Annotated in this window: 18 protein-coding genes; 8 read left to right on the forward strand and 10 right to left on the reverse strand. The window is 70.3% G+C overall.

From position 1 onward, the window contains the following. Nucleotides 1-3: 3 nt before the first annotated feature. The 3 genes from EWH70_RS27270 to EWH70_RS27280 form a co-directional block, all read right to left on the reverse strand. Nucleotides 4-771, reverse strand: coding sequence for an ABC transporter permease (locus EWH70_RS27270; protein WP_130478380.1), 768 nt, complete (start codon nt 769-771; stop codon nt 4-6). Beyond that, on the reverse strand, nt 768-1772 hold the full coding sequence (locus EWH70_RS27275) for an ABC transporter substrate-binding protein (RefSeq protein ID WP_130478381.1): 1005 nt from the start codon (nt 1770-1772) through the stop codon (nt 768-770). Before EWH70_RS27275 ends, EWH70_RS27270 begins: the two co-directional genes overlap by 4 nt. 67 nt (nt 1773-1839) lie before the next feature. Continuing rightward, nucleotides 1840-2580: an IclR family transcriptional regulator gene (locus EWH70_RS27280; RefSeq protein WP_240687253.1), complete on the reverse strand. Its 741-nt coding sequence runs from the start codon at nt 2578-2580 to the stop codon at nt 1840-1842. A gap of 134 nt (nt 2581-2714) precedes the next feature. Between EWH70_RS27280 and EWH70_RS27285 the strand changes: the two genes are divergently transcribed. Both EWH70_RS27285 and EWH70_RS27290 read left to right on the forward strand, forming a co-directional pair. After that, complete coding sequence (locus EWH70_RS27285) at nt 2715-3740, forward strand: amidohydrolase family protein (RefSeq protein ID WP_205669280.1); 1026 nt, start codon at nt 2715-2717, stop codon at nt 3738-3740. Beyond that, entirely contained in the window at nt 3727-5340 is a 1614-nt protein-coding gene (locus tag EWH70_RS27290) for an FAD-dependent monooxygenase (protein WP_130478384.1), read from the forward strand. Before EWH70_RS27285 ends, EWH70_RS27290 begins: the two co-directional genes overlap by 14 nt. A 154-nt stretch (nt 5341-5494) precedes the next feature. Here EWH70_RS27290 and EWH70_RS27295 read toward each other — a convergent pair whose 3' ends face one another. Then, the gene (locus EWH70_RS27295; protein ID WP_130478385.1) at nt 5495-6616 is read right to left on the reverse strand and encodes a serine hydrolase domain-containing protein; all 1122 of its coding nucleotides are present in this window, start codon (nt 6614-6616) and stop codon (nt 5495-5497) included. A gap of 186 nt (nt 6617-6802) precedes the next feature. On the opposite strand from EWH70_RS27295, the gene EWH70_RS27300 reads away from it, so the two are divergent. After that, nucleotides 6803-8644, forward strand: coding sequence for a ricin-type beta-trefoil lectin domain protein (locus EWH70_RS27300; RefSeq protein WP_240687254.1), 1842 nt, complete (start codon nt 6803-6805; stop codon nt 8642-8644). Nucleotides 8645-8861: 217 nt separating this feature from the next. On the opposite strand, the gene EWH70_RS27305 is transcribed toward EWH70_RS27300, so the two are convergent. Then, entirely contained in the window at nt 8862-11324 is a 2463-nt protein-coding gene (locus tag EWH70_RS27305) for a tetratricopeptide repeat protein (protein WP_130478387.1), read from the reverse strand. A gap of 116 nt (nt 11325-11440) precedes the next feature. Here EWH70_RS27305 and EWH70_RS27310 point away from each other — a divergent pair, with 116 nt between their 5' ends. From EWH70_RS27310 to EWH70_RS36525, 3 genes are all read left to right on the forward strand, one after another. After that, on the forward strand, nt 11441-13201 hold the full coding sequence (locus EWH70_RS27310) for a hypothetical protein (RefSeq protein ID WP_205669281.1): 1761 nt from the start codon (nt 11441-11443) through the stop codon (nt 13199-13201). A 107-nt stretch (nt 13202-13308) separates the two neighbouring features. Then, entirely contained in the window at nt 13309-14142 is an 834-nt protein-coding gene (gene ku, locus EWH70_RS27315; protein WP_130478485.1) for a non-homologous end joining protein Ku, read from the forward strand. A 159-nt stretch (nt 14143-14301) separates the two neighbouring features. Further along, a complete protein-coding gene (locus EWH70_RS36525) occupies nt 14302-14430 on the forward strand; it encodes a hypothetical protein (protein WP_276320582.1) in 129 nt (42 codons plus the stop codon). Here the strand turns inward: EWH70_RS36525 and EWH70_RS27320 are convergent. Beyond that, nucleotides 14418-14900, reverse strand: coding sequence for a MarR family winged helix-turn-helix transcriptional regulator (locus EWH70_RS27320; protein ID WP_130478388.1), 483 nt, complete (start codon nt 14898-14900; stop codon nt 14418-14420). The genes EWH70_RS36525 and EWH70_RS27320 overlap by 13 nt on opposite strands. A gap of 42 nt (nt 14901-14942) precedes the next feature. On the opposite strand from EWH70_RS27320, the gene pip reads away from it, so the two are divergent. Next, nucleotides 14943-15914, forward strand: coding sequence for a prolyl aminopeptidase (pip, locus tag EWH70_RS27325; protein WP_130478389.1), 972 nt, complete (start codon nt 14943-14945; stop codon nt 15912-15914). Here the strand turns inward: pip and EWH70_RS27330 are convergent. From EWH70_RS27330 to EWH70_RS27340, 3 genes are all read right to left on the reverse strand, one after another. After that, entirely contained in the window at nt 15884-17050 is a 1167-nt protein-coding gene (locus EWH70_RS27330) for a Cmx/CmrA family chloramphenicol efflux MFS transporter (protein ID WP_130478390.1), read from the reverse strand. The genes pip and EWH70_RS27330 overlap by 31 nt on opposite strands. A gap of 70 nt (nt 17051-17120) precedes the next feature. Further along, a complete protein-coding gene (locus EWH70_RS27335) occupies nt 17121-17693 on the reverse strand; it encodes a TetR/AcrR family transcriptional regulator (protein ID WP_130478391.1) in 573 nt (190 codons plus the stop codon). 22 nt (nt 17694-17715) lie between these two features. Continuing rightward, nucleotides 17716-18201 carry a VOC family protein gene (locus EWH70_RS27340; protein ID WP_130478392.1) on the reverse strand — a complete coding sequence of 162 codons (486 nt, stop codon included), beginning with the start codon at nt 18199-18201 and terminating at the stop codon, nt 17716-17718. Nucleotides 18202-18285: 84 nt separating this feature from the next. On the opposite strand from EWH70_RS27340, the gene EWH70_RS27345 reads away from it, so the two are divergent. Continuing rightward, on the forward strand, nt 18286-19239 hold the full coding sequence (locus EWH70_RS27345) for a helix-turn-helix transcriptional regulator (protein ID WP_130478393.1): 954 nt from the start codon (nt 18286-18288) through the stop codon (nt 19237-19239). Between the two features lie 33 nt (nt 19240-19272). Here the strand turns inward: EWH70_RS27345 and EWH70_RS27350 are convergent, their stop codons facing one another. Continuing rightward, complete coding sequence (locus EWH70_RS27350; RefSeq protein WP_130478394.1) at nt 19273-22047, reverse strand: AfsR/SARP family transcriptional regulator; 2775 nt, start codon at nt 22045-22047, stop codon at nt 19273-19275. Nucleotides 22048-22107 lie beyond the last annotated feature (60 nt).

Genomic DNA, 22107 nt, shown 5'->3' on the forward strand with positions numbered 1-22107 from the left:
GGCTCACCCACCTTCCTGCTGCGCGACCCGCCAGCGTCCGACGCGGCGTTCCACGGCGATCAACGCGTAGGTCACCGCGACGCCGACGATGCCGAGCAGGGTGATGCCGACGAACAACGCGCGGGTGTCGAAGGTCTCCGCCGAACTCTGGATCAGCAGCCCGATCCCGGCCCGTGCGCCGAACAGCTCGGACACCACCACGCCGACGAGCCCGTGCGCGGCGGCCAGCCGCAGCCCGGCGATCAGCGACGGCAGTGCCATCGGCAGTTTGATCTTGACGTAGGTCTGCCACCGGGTCGCGGCGTAGGCTCTGGCGACCTCGACCAGTTGCTGGTCGGTGGTGGAGAAGCCGTAGTAGGTGTTGAGCAGGATCGGGAACAGCATCACGATCGCGCAGATGGCCACTTTGGACTCGATGCCGAGGCCGAGCAGCAGGATGAACAACGGTGCCAGCGCGATGGTCGGCGTGGCGTTGAGCGCGGACACCCAGGGGTCGAGAATGTCCCGCACCACCGTCGACGCGGCCATGGCGACACCGGCGAGCACGCCGACGACGACGGCGACCAGCAGGCCGAGCCCGTAGGCCTGGCCGGACGCGGCCATGTCGCCGAGCAGGCTGCCGTCGGCGAGCAGTTCGAGGAAGCGGCCCCACACCGCGCTGGGCGGCGGCAGGAACAGCGGGTCGAACAGCAGGCGGGAGGCCAGCTCCCACAGCCCGGCACCGGCCACGATCGACCCCGCGCCGATCACCCGGGAACGGGTTCGGCTCATCCGGTCACCTCCCGCGCGCCCGCCGCGTACGAGTCGTCGACGAACTCCTCGATCCTGGAATCCTTGTCGTGCAGTAGCCCGGCCAGCCGCAGGCCGCTCAGCACGCCCTCGCCGGCGGGCAGGCTGACGCCGATCCGCGGCGCGAACGCGTCCACTGTGGACCGGAACAGCAGCTCGTAGGTCTGCCGCGCCTTCTCCGGCGAGATCTTGGTCTCCCTGGCCAGGATGGCGGTGGCCTCCGCGGCGTTGGCCGGGTCGTTCAGCCAGCGCAACGCGTCGTCCCTGGCGGCGAGGTAACGCACCAGGCGGTCGCGGTTGGCCTTCGCCCACGACTCACGGACGACGATGCCGGTGAAGGAGAACTGGTAGCCCTCGCCGAGCAACTCGGGAAGGTAGCCCATCCGCACCGCGCCCTGCTGCTCGGCGGTGAAGCTGACCGGCGGCAGCAGCAGCGTCGACGCGATACCGCCCGCGTTCATCGCCGCCAGCCTGCTCGCCGTTCCGCCGGTCGGCAGCAGCTGGACGCCGTCCGGGTCGACGCCGCGCCGTTGCAGCATCTGCATCGTGACGATCGTGCCCTGGTCGGTGACCGAGGTGATGCCGAGGCTGGTCCCGGTCAGCGCGGCGAAGTCGCGGATGCCCTTGCTGGTCATGACGTAGGGCGGGCGAACGGTCGGGTCGGCGACGTTGACGAAGTCGAGCTGCCCGCTCGTGCGCACCCTGGCCTGGATGGCGTTGGCCAGGCCGCGGCCGATCTCCGCCTCACCGGTGGCCAGCAGCTGGACCGACTGGGCGGCCGTTCCGGTCTGCACCCGCCGCACGGTGACGCCACGCGCGTCGTAGAAGCCCTTCGCCTTGGCGACGTAGTCGTCGAAGTCGGTGACCGTCGGCGCGGCGATGGTCATGGTCACGACGTTGTCGTCGGGATCGGCGACGACGCTCGCGCAGCCGGAGACGAGCAGCACCACTACGGACGCGAAAATGCGCCAGCGTCGATACATTGCGCTCGTTCCATTGGGGCGTATGGAGATGCCGGAATCTAATCCGGCCCACCCGGCCCGTCAAGAACTACAGCGAGAACGATGCGACGGCGTTGTGGATCTTCCGGGCGTACCCCTGCAGCGCGGTGATCGCCCGCCGCTTCGCGTCGTCGGTGATCCGCGCGGCCGGGCCGGCCAGGCTCAGCACCGTGGTGCGCTGGCCGTTCAGCGGCACCGGCACCGAGCAGGCCCAGACGCCCTCGTCCAGCTCGCCCCAGCTCACGGCGTAGCGGTTGGCGTAGGCCTTGCGCAGCTCCTCGCGGATGCCCTCGCCGCGCCGGGCGACGACGTCGGGCAGGTAACGGCCGCGCTCGGCCTCGGGCATCGTGGCCAGCACCATCTTGCCGCTGGCGCCGACGCCGAGCGGGAGCGTGTGTCCCGGTTGGAAGGTGAAGCGCATGGCGCGGTCGCACTCGACGCGCTCGGAGCACACGGCCGCGTCGCCGAAGTGCTGGAACAGCATGACCGTCTCACGCAGCTCCTGCGCCGCCTCCTCCATCGACGGCCGGGCCAGCCGGGCGAGGTTGTTCGCCAGCTGCGCGGCCCTGGCCAGCGGCATCACCTGCGACGTCAGGTGGTAGCGGCCGGCCCTGCCCTCCTCCAGCAGCTGCAGTTCCTTGAGCAGCGCGACGTAGCGGTAGGTGGTGGCGATCGGCGTGCCGACCAGTTTCGCGAGCTCGGCGACACTGGCGTCCACCCGTTGCTCGGAGAAGCCGAGCAGCAGCTGGAGGACCTTCCGCGAACTGTTCGCACCGGGCGTCTTGCGCACGGGCGTGACACCTGGGGTTCGACTGGTCGGGTGCGTCATCTTGACCTCTTCGGGGCGGCGCGCATACGGTCAGATTTCACAATAGACGAACACGTTAGCACGATATAAGAACGCCGCGGAATGGATTGATCCACGTGAAGATCGACGCGTTCTGCCACCTTCTCCCGCGGGCCTACGCCGACCGGTTCTTCGCCATCGACGACGCCCCCGCCCTGCGCAACCTGCAGAACCGCACCAGGAACATCCCCGCGCTCGTCGACCTCGACGTCCGGTTCCGGCAGATGGACGAGTTCGGCGACTACCGGCAGATCATCAACGTCGCGGCCCCGCCGCTGGAGGACTTCGGCCCGCCCGGCCGCTGTGCGGAGTTCGCCAGGCTCGGCAACGAGAGCCTCGCCGGGCTGGTGCGGGACCATCCCGACCGGTTCGCCGGGTTCTGTGCCGCGGTGTCGCTGAACGACGTCGACCGCGCACTGGACGAAGTGGACTACGCGTTCGGTGAGCTGGGTGCGCTGGGCGTGCAGATCTACAGCCATGTCGACGGCCATCCGCTGGACGAACCGCGGTTCGACCCGTTCTGGGAGCGGCTGGCGGCCAGCGGCAAGCTGATCCAGGTCCATCCCAACCGGACGGCCGCGTGGCCGGACTACCCGTCGGAGAGCCGGTCGCGGTTCGAGATCTGGTGGACCTTCGGCTGGGAATACGACCTGTCCGCGTTCATGGCCCGCATGGTGTTCTCCGGTGTGCTGGAACGCTGGCCCGAACTGAAGTTCCTGATCCACCACGGCGGGGCGATGGTCCCGCACTTCGCCGGCCGGGTCGGGCCGGGCTGGGACCAGCTCGGCGCGCGGACGCCGGAAAGCGAGAAGGCCGACGTCGAAGGGTACCCGCTGACCAAGCGGCCGCTGGACTATTTCAAGATGTTCTACGCCGACACCGCGTGTTTCGGAGCCGAGGACGCGTTGCGGACGTCGATCCGGTTCTTCGGCGCTGACCGCGTGTTGTTCGCCTCGGACAGCCCGTACGACCCGGAGAAGGGGCCAGGTTTCATCCGCGCCACCATCCGGAACCTGACCGACCTCGACCTCACCGACGACGAGCGTGCCGCGATCTACCACGGCAACGTTACCAGGCTGACCGATCTCGGTGTCCGCGCCTGACGTCCAGGTGGTGATCGCCGGCGGCGGGCCGGTGGGGCTGACGCTCGCGATCGAGCTGGGGCAGCAGGGTGTCTCCGTGCTGCTGGTCGACCGGCGGCCCGCCCCCGGCATGCTGCCGAAGATGGAACGGTGCAACGCCCGGACCATGGAGAACTTCCGGCGGCTCGGGCTGGCGGACCGGATCCGGGCGGCCGGGCTCGACGGCGACGTGCCGATGGACGTGTTCATCTGCCTGGAGAACCTCACCAGACCGCCACTGGTGCACCATCCGTATCCCTCGGTCAACCAGCTGCGGGTGCGCTACCGGCAGGTGCGCGACGGCAGCGTTCCTGCCGAGCCGTACCAGCTGATCTCCCAGTACACGCTGGAACCGCTGCTGCGCGAGGCAGCCGAGCGCACGCCGGGCGTGACCGTCCTGTTCGGACACGACCTGGTGGACTTCGCTCAGGACGACGCCGGGGTGACGGCGGAGATCCGCTCGGTGGAGGGCACGCGCACGGTCCGGTCGGCCTACCTGGTCGGTTGCGACGGCGCGGCCAGCACGGTCCGTACCCGGCTGGGGATCGAACTGCGTGGCGACTCGCTGCTGCGCATGCGGCAGGCGTTGTTCGCCAGCGCGGAGCTGTTCGACCGCATCCCGATCGGCAGGGGCAGGCATTACCACATCGCGGACGACACCTCGACGTTCCTGATCGTGCAGGACGACACCCGGCACTTCTCGCTGCACGCCACCGTCGAGTCCGACGCCGAGATGCCCCGGCTGTTCGAGCGGATCGTCGGATTCCCGGTGTCCTACCGGACGTTGTACACCGGCGGATGGCGGCAGCGGCTGATGGTCGCCGACCGGTTCCGCGACGGCAGGGTGCTGCTCGCAGGCGACGCGGCGCACCTGGTGATCCCGACCGGCGGGCTGGGCATGAACACCGGGCACGCCGATGCCGTCGACCTGGCCTGGAAGCTGGCCGCCACGCTGCACGGCTGGGGCGGACCGGGGCTGCTCGACTCCTACGAGGCGGAGCGAAGGCCCATCGCGGTGCGCAACATCGCCGCCTCCCGCAAGGCGTCGGCGGGCAGGCGGGCCTGGCGGAAGCTGTGGCGGCCTGAGATCACCGAGGACACCCCGGCTGGCCACGCGGCCCGCCGCGCGCTCGCGGCGACGGCGGACCGCAAGCAGCGGCTGAGCAACGACCTGTACGGGATCGAGCTGGGCTACCGCTACCTCGGCTCGCCCATTGTGTCCAATGAGGACGATGAGGGGCCGGACCCGGACAGCTTCGACTACACGCCGACCACCTGTCCGGGCGCGCGCCTGCCACACACGTGGCTCGACGACGGGCGTCCGCTGCAGGACCTGATCGGCCGGGGTTTCACCTTGCTGCGCACGGGCGCGGGGCGGGCCGCCGACGCCGGCCCGCTGGCGCTGGCCTTCGCCAGGCTCGGCGCACCGTTCCGGGTCTGCGATCCGGCGACGGCCGACGCCACCGAGGTCTACGGCGACGGCCTGCTGTTGCTGCGCCCGGACCTGCACATCGCCTGGCGCGGTGACCGCGTCCCGGCCGACGCCGGTGCGCTGGCCCGTCTGGTGACCGGCTGGGGCTAGGCCGTGTTTCATAAGTCTGTTCGATGGGCTTCGTGATCCAGGTGGACACGGATCGCACTCGTACTGGGCCGTACTCGGGCGCATCCGCCCGTGCCGTCCAGGGGCCGCCTGGGCGCGAAGACCGCGAACGTGACTTGTGAAACGCGGCCTACCTTCAGCACAGCACGTGTTCCAGCACCGCCTTGGCCTTCTCGCGTACCTCGGTGTTGCCGATGATCTGCGTCGATTGGGACAGCACGACACCCTTGCCGCCGTCCTCGGCGAACGCCGCCTCGGTGGCGAACCCGTGGATGTCGCCGCCGTGCCCCCAGCGTTTGCCGCCGCAGGGCAGCGGGTCACTGCCGATGCCGAGGCCGTACTCCGCGCCGGGATCGGTTTCCTGCCAGGTCACCGCGAGCACGGTCGTGCGCATCTCGGTCAGCTGTGCCTGCGGCAGCAGCCTGCCGCCCAGCAGCGCCTTCCAGAACGTCAGCACGTCGCCGGTCGTGCTGATCATGCTGCCCGCTGCGCTGCTCCAGCGCGGCAGCATCCGCGTGGTGTCGACCGGCTCGCCGCCGGGGAACACCGTGTAACCGGTGGCGTGCGGCCGCGGCAGGCCCGGCCAGTACCCGGGGTCGAACGTGTCGTGCATCCGCAGCGGCCGCAGGATGCGCTCGGAGACGGCGTGCTGCCAGCTGTGGCCGGTGAGCTTCTGAATGAGCAGGCCGGCGAGCACGTAGTTGGTGTTGGAGTAGTTCCAGCTCGTTCCCGGTTCGAACTCCGGCCGGTGCTTCATCGCCATGGTGACCAGCTGGTGGTCGGTGTAGCTGTCGAAGCGGTGTGCCATGAACTCGCGCTCGGTGTTCAGTGGCAGGTCGTGGCTGTAGTCGTACAGCCCGCTGGTGTGTTGCAGCAGCTGTCGCACGGAGATCCGGGACCCGTCGTTGCCGTTGCCCGCGACCAGGCCGGGCAGGTGCTGTTCCACGGTGTCCGACAGCGCCAGCCTGCCCTCCGCGACCAGTTGCAGGACCACGACGGCGACGAACGTCTTGGTGACGCTGGCGATGCGGAAGTGCGAACCGTAGGGGACCGGCCGGTCCGACCCGCGTGTCGCCACCCCGCTGCGCGCGGCGTAACGATGTCCGCCGATGTCTACTTCCGTGAGTACACCGCTGATTCCAGCAGCGGTGAGCGCGTCGAGGTGCGGTTGGACCGGTCTGCCGGTGGCGACGGCCGGGGCTGCGGTGAGCAGGGACGCGGTGAGCGCGATGGCGGCGACGATCCGGGTTCTGACCATGGTCCGACGCTAGGAACGCCGCCCGGCAGGCACCACGCAGCCGGCCGCCGATTCGGGGGTGCGGTCAGCTCTATTGCCTCCCCCGTAGCCTGCTGCTAATTTGTTCTAGCTGAAAACAAAATGGTTTCGCCAACGACCGGCGGGCGGCGAACCCTCCTGTGCGACGACGGACGAGGAGGTACCGCCGTGTCCCCATTTCGTGGACGCCTGTCGATCGTGCTCGTGGCCGTGCTGGCCGCGGGCGGTCTGGTCACCCTGCCGGCGCAGGCAGCCGGCGAGGTCGTCAGTAGCTGGCTCACCACCACCTCCGACTCCCGCGGCAGGGTGGTGACCCGCGGCCTCCAGCCGCAGCCGCAGGTCCGGTTCACTCCCGGGACCGGCACGGGTGGCCAGACCATCACCGTCGACGAAACCGTCACCTACCAGCAGTTCGAGGGCGGCGGCGCGTCGTTCACCGACACCGCGGCATGGCTGATGAACTCCAGCGGCGCGCTCTCGCCCGCGACCCGCGAGGACACGATGCGCAAGCTGTTCGACCCGAACACCGGCATCGGCCTGTCGTTCCTGCGTAACCCGATGGGCGCGTCCGACCTCGCCCGGTTCGACTACTCGTTCGACAACACATGCTGCGACGTCAACGATTTCGACATCGGTCACGACCTCGCCGACGTGCTGCCGCTGACCAAGCGGGCCAGGGAACTCAACCCGCCGCTGAAGGTGATGGCCTCGCCGTGGAGCGCGCCGGCGTGGATGAAGGACAACAACCACATGCACCAGGGCTGGCTGCAGGCCCAGTACTACGGCGCCTACGGTCAGTACTTCGCGAAGTACATCCAGGAGTACCAGGCCCGGGGTGTGCGCATCGACTACGTGTCACCACAGAACGAGCCGACCTGCTGCGCGGGTTACCCGTCGATGCACTGGAACACCGAGGGCCTCATGTACTTCACGAAGAACGCGCTGTGGCCGGCGTTCCGCGCCGCCGGTATCACGACCAAGACCCTGATCAACGACTGGAACTGGGACGGCTACGCCACCTGGGCCCGTCCGCAGCTGCAGGACCCGGCGATCCGCGACGATCCGCTGTTCGGCGGCATCGCGTGGCACGGCTACGGCGGCGACGTCGCCACGCAGACCCAGGCGCACAACGAGTTCCCCGGGCTCAACACCTACGACACCGAGCACTCGGGTGGCAACTGGATCGCCGATCAGCACCTGGAGGACATGAACAACACCATCGACTACACCCGCAACTGGGGCCGCAGCCACGTCAAGTGGAGCCTGGCCGTGGACCAGAACCAGGGGCCGCACAACGGAGGCTGCGGTATCTGCACGGGCCTGATAACCGTCCACAACGGAGGGCCGAACCACGGCAGGGTCGATTACACCATCGAGTACTACACGATGGGCCACCTGACGAAGTTCGTGAAGCCCGGGGCCGTGCGTATCGGTAGCAACGACAACGCGGCCGTGCGCAACGTCGCGTGGCGCAACCCGGACGGCTCCAAGGCGCTGATCGCGTACAACACCAGTGGCACGCAGCAGAACGTCCGGGTGAACTGGGGCAACCAGTCGTTCACCTACGACCTGCCCGCTCGGACGTCGGCGACCTTCACCTGGAGCGGTACCCAGGGCTCACTCGGCCCGGTGGGTACCGTCACCGGGCTGGCGGGCAAGTGCATGGACGTCGCGGGCGCACAGGCCGCGAACGGGACAGCCGTGCAGCTGTGGGACTGCAACGGGACGACCGCGCAGCGGTGGACCCGTGCCGGCGACGGGACACTGCGGGCACTGGGGTTGTGCCTGGACGTCACGGGAGCGTCGACCGTCAACGGCGCGAAGCTGCAGCTCTGGGAATGTCACGGCGGCGGTGCGCAGCAGTGGACCCCGACGGCGGGCCGTGACCTGGTCAATCCGGCGTCCGGACGATGTCTCGACGTGACCGGCAACAACAGCGCCAACGGCGCGCGACTCCAGATCTGGGACTGCACCGGCGCGTCCAACCAGAAGTGGACCGTCCCCGCGTAGCCCGCGTAGCCCGCGTAGCACGGCATGAGACACGCCAGGCTCCGGCAAGGTCCGGGCGCTGTGCCCCGAATGTGGCATCGGGGGAGGCTGCTGGGCCGAATGTGACTGGTGAGGCCGCGACCGCCGGGGCCGGAAGGTCCCGACTCGGGACACTAGTAAAGCTCCCTCGTTCGCGCCCGGCACCGGACTCCCTGGCACCAAGGCGCCCTTCACGGCATCAGGCGCCGGACAGCGTCGCCGTGAACGCCTCGCGGCGGCGCTTCACCGGGGCCGCGCCCGGGGTGTCGCGGAACCACTCGGCGAGCCTGGCCCAGCGGTGGGCGACGTGGGCGAAGTCCTCGCCGTGCTGGTCGGGCAGCCCGCGGTCGCGCAGTGCCTCGGCGAGTAGCCGCATCCGCTCGTCACACCGGGAGATGTAGTCCGCGGTCGCCTCGTCAACCCGCCGCGGCGCCGGATCCTTCTTCCACTCCTCGGCGGCCGCCGTGTCACCGCTGAGGGCGGCGTATCGCGTGAACAGCTCGCGCTCGCTGTACGGCGGGAACCGCACTTCCGGCACGGGCGCGCCCCGTTCGCGGGCGGTGTCGCACAGCGCGGTGAGCGCGGCGTACCGGGTGAGCCAGTCCTGGTGGCTGGTCGCCAGCGCGGAGATCGCCTCCCACGCGGCGGTTTCCGCGGCCTGCCAGTCCGCCAGCTGACCCGAGCCCGCCGGTGGGCCGGCGTCACGCAGCCGCCAGCACCGTTCGTGCTGCCGCGCGGACTCGGCGACCAGCGCCGTGCAGTAGCAGACCAGCTCCCAGATGTGGACCCGGTGCGGACGGACCGGCGCGGGGCGTTCCGGCGCGAACGTCACCATCTCGAAGTCACGCCACCGCGCGTGCCCACGCAACGCGGACAGGTCCGGGTCCTCGACCATGACCCACGGGCGGCGCCGGCCCAGCCGTCCACTGTGGGCGTTCGCGGCGGCCTTCTCCAGCTCCTCGACCGCCAGCCGGGCGAACGTCTCCGGGTCCCGGACCCCGGCCGACCCGGTGCGCGTGCGCGCCCGCAGGCCGGTGGGCAGCAACGCGATGGCGTAGACACAGGCGGCGTTGTAATGCTCGTGCCATCCGGATGTTCTGCCCATCCCAGTTCGCACGGCAGCGGTGAGCTTGCCCGCGTCCGGCGGCCACGACGCGGCGGCGTAGAGCGGTCCGGTACCCGGCGGCCCGTTGAGCGGCCGCAACGGCTGGTCGAGCTTCTGCCGCATCTCGAACTCGGCCATCGCCCTGCGCAGCAGCACCGACAGCAGGCCGAGCCGCAACGTGCCGGGGGACAGCAACTCGGCCAGCGTCCTGGCGGTACGCCAGCGGATCTTGCGGGCCGGCTGGTAGTCGTGGATGAGCCGTTCCATCTCGTACTGCGCCAGCAGGCACAGGTACGCCCGCAGCTGGACGGCGTTGTCAGCGTCCAGCCGGTCGCGTGGTTTCAGCAGGTCGCCGGGGTCGGGAATGCCGTCGATGCCGGAGTAGCGGGTGAACCGCTGCCGGATGATCTCCCGCAGCCGGACCCGGCGCGCCTCCCTGGCGTTCCACGCCTGGTGCTCCAGTTCCTCCGGTTCCCACCACTCGTGCGCGATCCAGTCACCACGGGCCAGCACCAGCGCGTGCCGGTAGCGGGCCAGCAGCAGGGCGGCCGCAAGCTCGCCCTGCGGCACGTCGCCGGACGCCTGCGTGTTCCACCACGCCGCGAGCTTCGGATTGTGCCTGCTGCACAGCGTCACGACGTCGTCGTAGGTGACCAGCGCGTCGAGGTGCATCTCCAGCCGTTCCTGGAGGTTGCCGATCTCCAGCCGGATGTACACATTGGACGGATCGTGGGCGAGGGCACGGTGGTACTCGGCCAGCGCCTCGTCGTAGCGGCGCTGGCCGCTGAGCTGGTTGGCCCGTTCGTAGGCGTCGAACAGCTCGTCGGGCACCCGCGCGTCCTGCCAGGCCGCCCACTGCACGCTGCGGCAGTGCTTGCTGCGTGGCATGACCCGCGCGGCAATGGCGTTGGCGGCGCGGCCGAGCAGGTCCGGCAGGTCGTCCCCGGTCAGGATGACCGGGCTCGCCGCGAAGCCGGGCTGGCGGAACAACTCGACGACGAGCGTGTGCGTCCGGCCCGGACCCTGGTGGATGGTGCCGACGACCCGGAACGCCGGTGGCGGCCGGACCAGCGTGACCAGCCGCGTCGCCGCCTGCCACCAGCCCTGCGTGCCCTCGCCCGCGCCCTCGACGATGCGGATGAAGTCGTACGAGCCCGCGACACCGGGCACCGCGGCCGGGGTGTACAGCTTCGACTCGGTCAGCTTGCGCTTGAACCGCGCGGTCAGCTCGGCGGCCGTCTCGCCGACATCGATGTCCTCGTGGGTGTAGGTGAACTCGGCGACGTCGAGCCGGTTCGCGTTCAGCGCGGCGCGTTCCAGCCGGGCCCGGCCGACGCCGTACAACGCGAGCACCACGCAGGCCACGACCGCGACGCTGAACACCACGCTGAGCGTGATCGCGCCGGCGGGTGCCCGCGCGGGAAACGCCACGACGTAGGGAAGGACCAGCAGGGCGAACGTCAGGATCGTGAACGCCGCGGCCAGCACGCACCAGCGGGCAGGTCGTGCCGGCGGCAGTTCGGCGTACTCGACCTCGGTCGACCGCGCGCGCCCCATCGTGTGCCCTCCCACCCGATGCGGTCGCGGCCCGTGCGCGTGCCGTTACACCACGCGCCAGCGTTCATCCGTTCGGCCCACCGTTCAGCGAGGAGTCTGATATATCATATCTCGCCATGATGAGGCGTGTACTCGCGGTTCTGGCCGGGTTGCTGCTGCTGGCGTCGTCGACGGCCGCCGTCGCGGCGCCGGACGGGCCGGGATCGCGGGTCCGCGGCTGGACCCTGCTCTCCGACAGCGAGGCGGGTGCCGGCGAGGTCATCGCCGCGACGGCCGAGCACCGGATCAACCACCTGCAGCTCAGTCACGACATCGTCCACGACCTGCGAGAGGTCAAGGAACCGGCGCGGCGGGCCCAGGTCAACCGGCTCACCGGCCTCGCGCATCGCTCGGGCGTGGCCGAGGTCGTGGTCTGGGATCACTCGCTGTACGGCCTGTCCTACTACCCCGAGCGCTTCCGCACCGGGCCTGGCGGCACGATCGACCTGGACAACCCCGCGTTCTGGGAGTGGTTCCGGCAGGACTACCGCACGATGCTCGACCTGGTCCCGGACATCGACGGCCTGACACTCACGTTCATCGAGACCGGTGCCCGGGTGGAGAACCAGCACTCGACCAGGCTGCGCACAGCCGAGCAGAAGCTCGCCTACCTCGTCGACCAGGTCGCCGACGTCGTCGTGGAGGAACGCGGGCTCAACCTCTACCTGCGGACGTTCGGCTACTACCCGGCGGAGATGGCCCGCACCATCGGCGCGATCGACCTGGTGACCAACCGCCAGGTCAGGGTGATGGCCAAGGAGGTGCCGCACGACTTCTTCCTCACCCACCCCAACGACACGACCGTCGCCAGGATCGGCAGGCCCACGCTGATCGAGTACGACACCGCGGGCGAGTACAACGGCCAGGGCAAGATCGCCAACGCGATGCCGGAGTCGCATGTGGACCGCATGCGCTACTACCGCACACTGCCCAACGTCATCGGCTACGTCGCGCGCACCGACCGGTACCGCGAGTCACGCATCGTCGGTACGCCGACCGAGATCAACCTGTACGGCCTGGCCAGGGCGGACGCCGACCCGTCCGTGCAGACCTGGCAGATCTACCGGGAGTTCGCCGCGAAGGAGTACGGACGGCCCGCGGCCGCCAGGGTCGGCAGGGCGCTGTCGCGGTCGCGCGAGATCGTCCTCTCGGTCCTGTACAGCCTGGGCACCAACAACGCCAACCACTCCAAGCTGGACTACGAGCCGTACTGCTCCAGTTACCACCGCAGTGTCAGCGGGAAATGGATCGACCCACCCGAAGTGACGGTGGGTCACGGTGTGAATCGCCGGTTTCACTACTGGAAGGACATTGTCGACACGATCGCGCCGGTTTCCTGCAAGACGGACGGCGTCCTGCGCCGTGAGGCACCGCACGTGCTGGACAACGGCTGGGTTACCCCGCGGAACAAGATGGACCTGACCTACCTCGGGTACCTCGTCGCGGAGAAGGAACACGGCATCCGGCTGGCCGAGGAGTCGCTGGCCGACATCGTCGCCGCCGAGCGCATGCTGGCGCCGGAGCACTTCCGGCAGCTGCGGGCCTACTTCGAGCGCACGGTGCTCACCGCCCGGCTGCACCACGCGGTCACCAAGGCCTACTACGGCTACCGCGTCTACGTCCGCGGTCCCGAGCACCAGACCGCCGAGCTGCGGCGGACGATCTGGTCCGGCCTGGACGCGGCGAAGGAACTGGCCGCGCGGATCCGGTCCTACCCGGACCCGGCGGCGAGCGGCGAGTGGAACTGGGTGGTCGACGCCGCCCAGGCCGGCACCTACCACACGCGCATCTCCCAGGGGTGGGACCGCTACGGCGGCATCGCCGTGCCCCGGCCCTGACCGTCCTGGATCAAGAAACGGTGTATCTGTCCTGGTCGGGGTATTTCCCGAGGTACCTTTCAGCGCGTACGGTCGGGGAATCGCCGGTGTGGGAGGTCGAAAAGCGGATGCGGTCGATGTGGAAGGGCGCCGTGTCGTTCGGGTTGGTGACCATTCCGATCCATCTGTACACGGCCACCGAGAACAAGAACGTGTCGTTGCGGCAGGTGCACGTCACCGACGGTGGGCGGATCCAGTACAAGCGGTTCTGCACCATCGACGGGGAAGAGGTGCCCTACAGCGACATCGCGAAGGGGTACGAACTGTCCGACGGTGAGATGGTCGTGCTCACCGACGAGGACATGGCGACGCTGCCGCTGGCCACGTCGAAGAGCATCGACGTGCTGGAATTCGTCCCGCTGGAGTCGATCGACCCGATCTACTTCGACCGGACCTACTACCTCGAACCGGAGAAGGCCGCGGTCACGCCGTACGTCCTGCTGCGCGACGCGCTGCACAAGTCGGGACAGGTCGCCGTCGCCAAGGTGGCGCTGCGGCAGCGGGAGTCGATGGCGGTCCTGCGGGTTCTCAACGACGTGCTGGTGATGACCACCATCCTGTGGCCGGACGAGGTACGCAGGCCGGACTTCAAGTTCCTCGAGGAGGAACAACCGCAGGTCAGGCCACAGGAGCTGACCATGGCGGGCACGCTGATCGACTCGCTGTCCGAGCCGGTGTTCGAACCGGAGAAGTACGAGGACAGCTACCGCGAGGCGCTGGAGTCGCTGATCGAGGACAAGGTCAAGGGCAGGGAGACGACCACCGTCGCCCAGCCGGAGGACAACGCCGAGGTCGTCGACCTGATGGGTGCCCTGAAGGCCAGCGTGTCGGCCGCCAAGAAGAGCCGCAAGCCGGCCGCGGCCAAGGACAAGTCCGCCACCAAGAAGTCGAAGAGCGCCTGACGGCCGACACGCGGGGCGCCGGTGGTTGTGCTGTCGGTGTGCGGTGGTACCAAGGAACGGTGCACGATTCGCGCCGGGCTAAAGCCAGCCCGGCCGACGCCCGAACGAAGAGAGGGCCATATGCACTGCACGGGCACCTTGGTGGTTCACCTGGACGGCGTGACCGAGTGCACCGACGACGGCTGCACCGATCTGACGCCGGTGTGGCACACCCTGGTCATCGACTGCACGACCGTCGACGGCGGCTGCCTCTGCACCGCGGCCGAGCTGGTGGCTCAGGTTTCCTGAGCGCGTAGCTGGGCGAGGATCCGGTCGGCCATCGGCCGGCGCTCCAGCGCGTCCAATGTCGCCCGCACCAGCTCGGTGAGGGAGAACGGCAGTTCGGCCTCCAGATCGCGCAGCGCCGCCTCGGTCGCGTCCCATTCGCGGTCCAGCAGCGGCAGCAGGTCACGTGCCCGGTCGGTGAGGTGGACGATGCGCTGCCGGGCGTCGGTACCCGGCTCCAGTGTCACCAGGCCGGACTTGGCCATCTGGCCGACGGTCTGGCTGGCCGCCGAGTGGGTCACCGCGACGGCCTTCGCCAGGTCCTTGATCGAACTCGGGCCGAGCGTGACCAGTGCCCGCACCACCGGGGTGAACCGCGGCCGGTAGTCGGTTATCCCCAGGTGTGGATAGGTCTTGGCGATGTCACCGTCCATGACCTCGAGCAGGTGGCGCATCCGGGTGCCCAGGCCCGGGCCGACAGGGTAGACCGTCATGGGGCTAATATAACAGCACTGTTGCAACTGGGAGGAAGTGCCATGGCCGAGCTCTATCCGATCACCGAACCGCACGACCGGGGCATGCTGGACGTCGGGGACGGCAACCACGTCTACTGGGAGGTCGTCGGCAATCCCGGCGGCAAGCCGGCGGTGGTCGTCCACGGCGGGCCGGGTACCGGCTGCACCCCGGGCATGCGGCAGTACTTCGACCCCGCCGTCTACCGGGTGGTGCTGTTCGACCAGCGCAACTGCGGCCGCAGCACCCCGCGGGCCAGTGATCCGGCGACCGACCTGTCCACCAACACCACGCGGCACCTGATCGCCGACATGGAACTGCTGCGCCGCCACCTCGGCATCGACAGGTGGCTGGTGTTCGGCGGCTCGTGGGGCGCGACGCTGACGTTCGCCTACGCCGAGGCGCACCCGGAGTCGGTCAGCGAGATCGTCCTGTCCGCGATCACCAACACCCGCCCGTCGGAGATCGACTGGCTCTACCACGGTGTCGGCGCGATCTTCCCACAGGAATGGGAACGGTTCCGCGACGGCGTGCCGGAGGACGAGCGCGACGGCAACCTGGTCCCGGTCTACAACCGCCTGCTGAACGACCCCGACCCGGCCGTCCGGGAGAAGGCCGCGAAGGACTGGGCGGACTGGGAACTGGCCGTCACCTCGCTGGAGGGTGGCGAACCGAGCCCGTTCTGGACCGACCCCGAATTGCGGTACGGCCTCGTCCGCATCTGCGCCCACTACTTCGCCAACAACGGCTTCCTCGACGACGGCGTCCTCCAGCGCGAGGCCGGCAAGCTGGCCGGGATCCCCGGGGTCATGGTCCACGGCCGGTTCGACCTGGGCGGCCCGCTGCGTACCGCGTGGGAGATGTCGAAGGTCTGGCCCGACGGTGAGCTGGTGATCGTGGAAACCGGCGGGCACACCTCGCGCTCGACGGGCATGGGGGAGCAGATCGTCGCGGCCACCGACCGCTATGCCCGCGCCTGGGCCGGCACGGGCTGACGGCCACGCAGGGTCAGCGCGAGCGCGACCGTGGCGATCGCCGCCGCGGCCAGCGCCGCGCCGATCCAGGCCACCGAGCCGAAGCCGAGCCCGGCGCCGATCGTGACCCCGCCGAGCCATGGGCCGAGCATGTTGCCGACGTTGAACGCCGAGGTGACGCTCGCGCCGACCAGGGTCGGTGCGGCGGCGCCGAGGTAGAACGCCCGCGAGCTCATCGCCGGGTTGATCCCGAACCCGAGCAGCCCGATCAGGAACACCAGCGCGATCAGTGCGGGGCCGCTGTCGGCGAGGACGGCCAGCGCGGCGCACGCCAGCGTGAGCGCGGTCAGGCCGGCGAACAGGGTCTGGTACGGCCGGGCGTCGGCGATCCGCCCGCCGACGGTGATGCCCAGCACCGAGCCCGCGCCGAAGAGCACCAGCAGGCCGGGGACCCAGCTCGCCGGCAACCCGGCAGTGCCGGTGGCCAGCGGTGCCAGGTAGGTGAACACGCCGAACATCGCGGCCTCGGCCAGTGCGATCGTCGCGAAGGCGACCCACAGGCGCCGGTTGGCCAGTACGCGCAGTTCGCCCCGTAGCCCGGTGGCGGCCTGCCCCCTGCCCGCGGGCACCCGCACGAGGAAGGCGAGGGTCAGCACGGAGAGCACGGCGACGGCCCAGAACGCCGAGCGCCAGCCCCACAGCTGGCCGAGCACCGCGCCGCCGGGCACACCGGCCACGCAGGCGACGGTGATTCCGCCGACGACGACCGACATGGCCCTGGCCTTCGCGTCCGGCGCCACCATGCCGATGGCCGTCGCGGCGGCGACCGCCCAGAACCCGGCGTTGGCCACGGCGCTGACCACGCGGGTGACCAGCAGCAGCTCGTAGCTGGTGGTCAGCGCGCCGACGACGTGCACGGCCGCGAACACCGCGAGGAACCAGACCAGGGCCCTGCGCCGGGACCACCGTAGCGTGGCCACCGCCAGCGGCGGCCCGCCGATCACCATGCCCAGCGCGAACGCCGACGTCAGCAGACCCGCCTCCGGGATGGTGACGCCCAGGTCGGCGGCGATGTCCGGGAGCAGGCCGGACAGCATGAACTCCGAGGTGCCCTGGACGAAGATCGCCAGTCCCAGCAGGTAGACGGCGAGTGGCATGCGTGGCTCCTTTTGTATCGTTCAGTCCAAAACTTGCGCAGCATGACGTCCACGTTGACGTCTCAGCAGGTCAGAGGGCTGCCAGTGCGGTGGCGGCGATGTCCTTCAGAGCGCCCCGGCCCGCACCGGTCCGCGCCGCGACGCGAATGCCGCTGATCGACGCCGACAGGAAGTGGGCCAGCGCCTCGGGGTCACGGTCCGGCGCGATCTCGCCGTCCCGCTGCGCCCGGCGGAACAGCTGGGTCATGGCGCCGATGCGCCGTTCGTAGTCCTTGCGCAGCAGTTCGGCCACGACCGGGTCGCGCGGTGCCAGCTCGATGCTCGTGTTGACGACCAGGCAGCCGAGGCGGTCGCCGGTCTCGTCGGCGACCACCTCGTCGAGCAGGGCCCAGACCTTCTCCCTCGCCGGGGCCTCGCTCTCCAGCATGGCGATCTGGCGCGTGGTGACCGTGTCGATGTAGTGCGCGAGTGAGCGCGTGAACAGGTCGTGCTTGCTGGCGAAGGTGTTGTAGATACTGCTGCGCCCGAGCCCCGTCGCCGTGCACAGGTCCTCGGTGCTCGTGGACTCGTAGCCGGTGGCGCGGAAGGCGGCCATGGCGGCCGCCACCGCGCTCTCCTCGTCGAACTTCCTCGGGCGGGGCATGACCCTCACCATATTGGAACGGTCAGTTCAATACCAGTTCCGAACTCGTGACGTACGCCATCGCCTCGACGAACCGCGGCTCGGTCATCCGCTGCTCGATCTGTTCCGGCGTCAGGTCGGCGACCCGCTGCTGGATCCACCAGAGGTTGCCGAACGGGTCGCGGACGCGGCCGACCCGGTCGCCCCAGAACAGCTCGGTCAGCTCGGTGACCACCGTGGCACCCGCCGCGGTGGCGCGGTCCAGCACGGCGTCCCCGTCCTCGACGTAGATCCGCAGGAAGGCCGGCGTGGCCGGCCAGTCCGGCCGGGAGTCGAACAGCAGCACGACCGACTCGCCGATGCGGGCCTCGGCGTGTCCGATCGTGCCGTCCTCGCCGACCATCCTGCCCAGTTCCTCGGCGCCGAAGACCGTGGTCATGAAGTCGAGCACGCCCGCGGTGTCGGCGTTGATGATCCACGGCGAGACGGTGTTGTAGCCGGCGGGAACGGCGGTGGGGTGCTGGCTCATGGGTCCTCCTCGATTCGATGTCGAGGCGACCGTACGGACCCAGTAGGACAGATCATGACCTACTTGGCTGGCATTCTTTCCGGCATGAGCACCGACACTCCGGCACGCCTGCTGACCCTGCTGTCGCTGCTGCAGACGCCGAGGGAGTGGTCCGGCGCGGAGCTGGCCCGGCGGCTGGAGGTCAGCAGGCGGACCGTGCGCAGGGACGTCGACCGGTTGCGCGGGCTCGGTTACCCGGTCGAGGCGACGATGGGAGCCGAGGGCGGTTACCGGCTGGTCGCCGGTGCGGCGATGCCACCACTGCTGCTCGACGACGAGGAGGCGGTCGCGGTGGCCGTCGGGCTCCGGGCGGCGGCGGGGCAGGCGGTCGCCGGGATCGACGAGGCCTCGGTCCGGGCACTGGCCAAACTCGAGCAGGTCCTGCCCTCGCGGCTGCGGTACCGGGTGACGACGTTGAGCCGGGCGACGTCGGCGACGCCGTCGGCCGGCCCGGCGGTGGACCCAGCCGTGCTGACCACCCTGGCCGGCGCGATCGGCAACCGCGAGACGGTCCGGTTCGGCTATCGCGGCTTCGCCGGTGCGCCGAGCAGGCGGCTGGCCGAGCCGCACCACCTGGTGGCGATGGGGCGTCGCTGGTATCTGGTCGCCTTCGACCGCGAACGGGACGACTGGCGGATCTTCCGGGTGGACCGGATCACCGACCCGCTGGCCACCGGCGGCCGGATGCCGCCGCGAGAGCTGCCCGCGCCACCCACGGAGTACGTCGAGAGCACGCTCTACTCGTCGGCGCCGACCTACCGCGCGGTGGCGACGCTGCACGCACCGATCGGGGAGGTACGGGGCAGGCTTGGCGATTTCGCCGGTGAACTGGAGCCGGTCGACGAGGGCTCCTGCCGCCTCGACGGGCAGACCGACACCCTGGACTGGCTGGCGTTCCGGCTGCTCGGCCTCGGTTGCGAGTTCGAGGTGCACGAGCCGCCCGAACTCGTGGAGCACCTGCGAGCCCTGGGCGAACGGGCCGTTCGCGCCGCCGGGTGAAGTCCCCCAATGTGGCATTGGGGGACTTTCGGGCTACAGGGCCAGGGAGATGCCGTCCTCGGCGTCCAGGCCCTCGCGGAACGCGGCCAGGTAGGCGTCCCGGCCCAGTGCGCCGGACAGTTGCCGCTCGGTGGTGACGTGCGCTTCGCGGAACAGGCCGATCAACCGGACCCCGGCGCGCTCCCGCAGCCGCTGGGCCGCGCCGAGCAGCCGGGCGGCCCGTTCGGGCCGGCCGGTCGCGGCGGCCGCCCAGGCCAGTGCCGAAAGGCCCCACGCGGGCCCCCAGCGGTCGCCGATGTCGCGCTGCTCGACCAAGCCCTTGCGCAGCAACGGTTCCGCGTCGGCCGGGTTGCCGTGCCAGATGTGCGACAGCCCGACACACCAGCGGCCCCAGGACCGCGCCCACGCGGCCTGACGCGCCTCGGCCTCGGCCAGGCACACGGCGGTGGCCCGTTCGGCCGTATCCCGGTCGCCGAGGAACACCGCGGCGATCGTCTCGAAGATCAGGGCCATGTGGGCGTCGCCGGGGGCGTCGTTCGCGGTGAACCCTTCCCGCGCCCGGGTCAGCAGGCCGAGCGAGGCCGGGTCGGCGTGCGCGCACAACGCGTAGACGCCCTGTCCGAACAGCAGGGTCGCCCCGGCCTCCGCTCCGGCCAGCTCGGTTGCCTGCGCCAGCAGGGCCTCGGCCTCGTCCTGGTCCCCCTGCATCGTCGCCAGGTACGCCTGCAGCGCCAGCGCCTCGGCCCGCGGCCGCGGCGGCAGCACCGGGCCGCAGGCCAGCGCGTGTGCCAGCCAGTGCCTGCCCTCGTTCATGTTGCCGCTGTAGAAACAGCAACGCGTGATGTTGGTGGCGATCTCCAGCGCGGCCAGCGCCTGCGCCGGTGGCTCGTCCTCGCCGATCTCCATCGCCAGCCGCAGATTCGGCAGCTCACGCTCGAGCCGGGCCTGCCACTCGACCTCCCGCGAGCTGCCCAGGTTCTCCGAGACCGCCGTCGCGGCCATCCGGTGGAAGTACTCGCGGTGCCTGCGCCGGAACTCGGCGGCGCGGCCCTGCTCGGCGAGCCGCTGCGTGCCGTACTCGCGGATCGTCTCCAGCATGCGGTAACGGGCAGGGCCGTCACGGGTGTCGGCGACGACGATCGACTTGTTCACCAGGTTGACCAGGTGTGCGGTGACCGCGCCCGCGGGCAGTTCGGCGTCGGCGCAGATCCGTTCGGCCGCGGCCAGGTCGAAGCCGGCCAGCACCGACAGCCGCGCCCACAACAGCTGCTCGGAGGGCGAGCACAGCTCGTGGCTCCAGTCGACGACGTGCCGCAGGGTGCGGTGGTGGCTCGGCCCCGCCGGCAGGTCGTACCCGGTCAGCAGGTGGAAGCGGTCGTCCAGCCTGCCGAGGATGTCGTCCAGCGACAACGCGGTCAGCTGGACGGCCGCCAGCTCGATGGCCAGCGGGATGCCGTCGAGTGCCTGGCACAGCCGCGCCGCGGTGTCCCTGGACCGTTCGGTCAGCTGGAAGTCCCCGGTCGCGGCGGCGCCCCGCAGCGAGAGCAGCCGGACGGCCTCGTCCTCGGGCAGCGGCGGCACCCGCAGGACCTGTTCGCCCGGCAGGCCCAGCCGCTGCCTGCTGGTGGCGAGCACCCGCAGTCCGGGTGTGGCCCGCAGCAGGCGCAGCACCAGCGCGGTGACGGGGGGCAGCACGTGCTCGCAGTTGTCCAGCACCAGCAGCAGCCGCCTGCCGGTCAGGTGCTCGATGAGCAGGTCGACGTCGCCGGACCGGTCGCAGGTGCCGAGTGCCTCGGCGACCGTGCGGGTCAGCGGCCCTGGCTCGTCCACAGTGGACAAGTCGACGAGGCGGACGCCGTCGGGTGTCGTGCCGGCGAGTTGCCGGGCGACGCGCAGCGCGAGCGTCGTCTTGCCGACACCACCCGGGCCGGTGAGCGTGACCAGCCTGCCGTCGTCCAGCAGCTGGCGCGCCCTCGCCAGCTCGCGTTGCCTGCCGACGAACGTCGTCAGCTCGCTGGGCAGGTTCCCGTGGCGGCGGTCGACCGGTTCGGCCCGGGTGGTGAGGCCCGGATCGGCGGCGAGGATCCGCTGGTGCAGCTCACGCAGTTCCGCGCCGGGGTCGATGCCGAGCCCGTCAGCGAGCAGGCGGCTGACCTCCCGGTAGGCGGCCAGCGCGTCGGCCTGCCGTCCGGCGCGGTACAGGGCGAGGACACGCTGGGCCCAGAACCGTTCCCGCAGGGGATGCGTGGCGGTCAACTCCCGCAGTTCCGGCAGGACGTCGGCATGCCTGCCGAGTTCGAGGTCGGTGTCGATGCGCAGTTCGAGAGCCGCCAGCCGCAGCTCGGTCAGCGCGGGCACCTGGTCGCGGTGCAGCTGTTCGGAAGGGACGTCGGTGAGCGGATCACCGCGCCACAGCGCCAGTGCCGCACGCAGACCGGCCGCGGCACCGTCGGTGTCGCCCGCCGCCAGCGCTTCCTTGGCGCCGTCCACCGCATCGGTGAACCGCCGCAGGTCCAGTTCGTCGTCGCCGACCTCGATCAGGTAGCCCTCGGGACGGGTGCGGACGGGGTTGTCCGGGCCGAGTGCCTTGCGTAACCGCAGCACGAGGTTCTGCACGGTGTTGCGGGCGCCCGGCGGCGCGGCGTCGTCCCACAGGCGCGTGATCAGGGCGTCCATGCTGAGCGTGCGGTTGGCGTCCAGCAGCAGGCTGGCCAGCAGCACCCGTTGCCTGGCCGCGATCTCCACCGGCACGCCGTCGGCCAGCACTTCGAGCGGGCCGAGGATCCGGAACTCGAATCCAGTACCCATCGTGCTCCTTTGTGCGTGGCGCCCAGGTGGCCAGCCTAAGGCACGTGACCGCGATATGAC

The sequence above is a fragment of the Amycolatopsis suaedae genome (genome assembly GCF_004214935.1).
GTDB classification, from domain to species: Bacteria; Actinomycetota; Actinomycetes; order Mycobacteriales; family Pseudonocardiaceae; genus Amycolatopsis; species Amycolatopsis suaedae.

Excerpts from the sequence above, each read along its gene's own strand:
- EWH70_RS27270 (WP_130478380.1), bottom strand. The coding sequence starts at position 771 with ATGAGCCGAACCCGTTCCCGGGTGATCGGCGCGGGGTCGATCGTGGCC.
- EWH70_RS27275 (WP_130478381.1), bottom strand. The coding sequence starts at position 1,772 with ATGTATCGACGCTGGCGCATTTTCGCGTCCGTAGTGGTGCTGCTCGTC.
- EWH70_RS27295 (WP_130478385.1), bottom strand. The coding sequence starts at position 6,616 with ATGGTCAGAACCCGGATCGTCGCCGCCATCGCGCTCACCGCGTCCCTG.
- EWH70_RS27305 (WP_130478387.1), bottom strand. The coding sequence starts at position 11,324 with ATGGGGCGCGCGCGGTCGACCGAGGTCGAGTACGCCGAACTGCCGCCG.
- EWH70_RS27310 (WP_205669281.1), top strand. The coding sequence starts at position 11,441 with ATGATGAGGCGTGTACTCGCGGTTCTGGCCGGGTTGCTGCTGCTGGCG.
- ku (WP_130478485.1), top strand. The coding sequence starts at position 13,309 with ATGCGGTCGATGTGGAAGGGCGCCGTGTCGTTCGGGTTGGTGACCATT.
- EWH70_RS27320 (WP_130478388.1), bottom strand. The coding sequence starts at position 14,900 with ATGACGGTCTACCCTGTCGGCCCGGGCCTGGGCACCCGGATGCGCCAC.
- pip (WP_130478389.1), top strand. The coding sequence starts at position 14,943 with ATGGCCGAGCTCTATCCGATCACCGAACCGCACGACCGGGGCATGCTG.
- EWH70_RS27330 (WP_130478390.1), bottom strand. The coding sequence starts at position 17,050 with ATGCCACTCGCCGTCTACCTGCTGGGACTGGCGATCTTCGTCCAGGGC.
- EWH70_RS27335 (WP_130478391.1), bottom strand. The coding sequence starts at position 17,693 with ATGCCCCGCCCGAGGAAGTTCGACGAGGAGAGCGCGGTGGCGGCCGCC.
- EWH70_RS27340 (WP_130478392.1), bottom strand. The coding sequence starts at position 18,201 with ATGAGCCAGCACCCCACCGCCGTTCCCGCCGGCTACAACACCGTCTCG.
- EWH70_RS27345 (WP_130478393.1), top strand. The coding sequence starts at position 18,286 with ATGAGCACCGACACTCCGGCACGCCTGCTGACCCTGCTGTCGCTGCTG.
- EWH70_RS27350 (WP_130478394.1), bottom strand. The coding sequence starts at position 22,047 with ATGGGTACTGGATTCGAGTTCCGGATCCTCGGCCCGCTCGAAGTGCTG.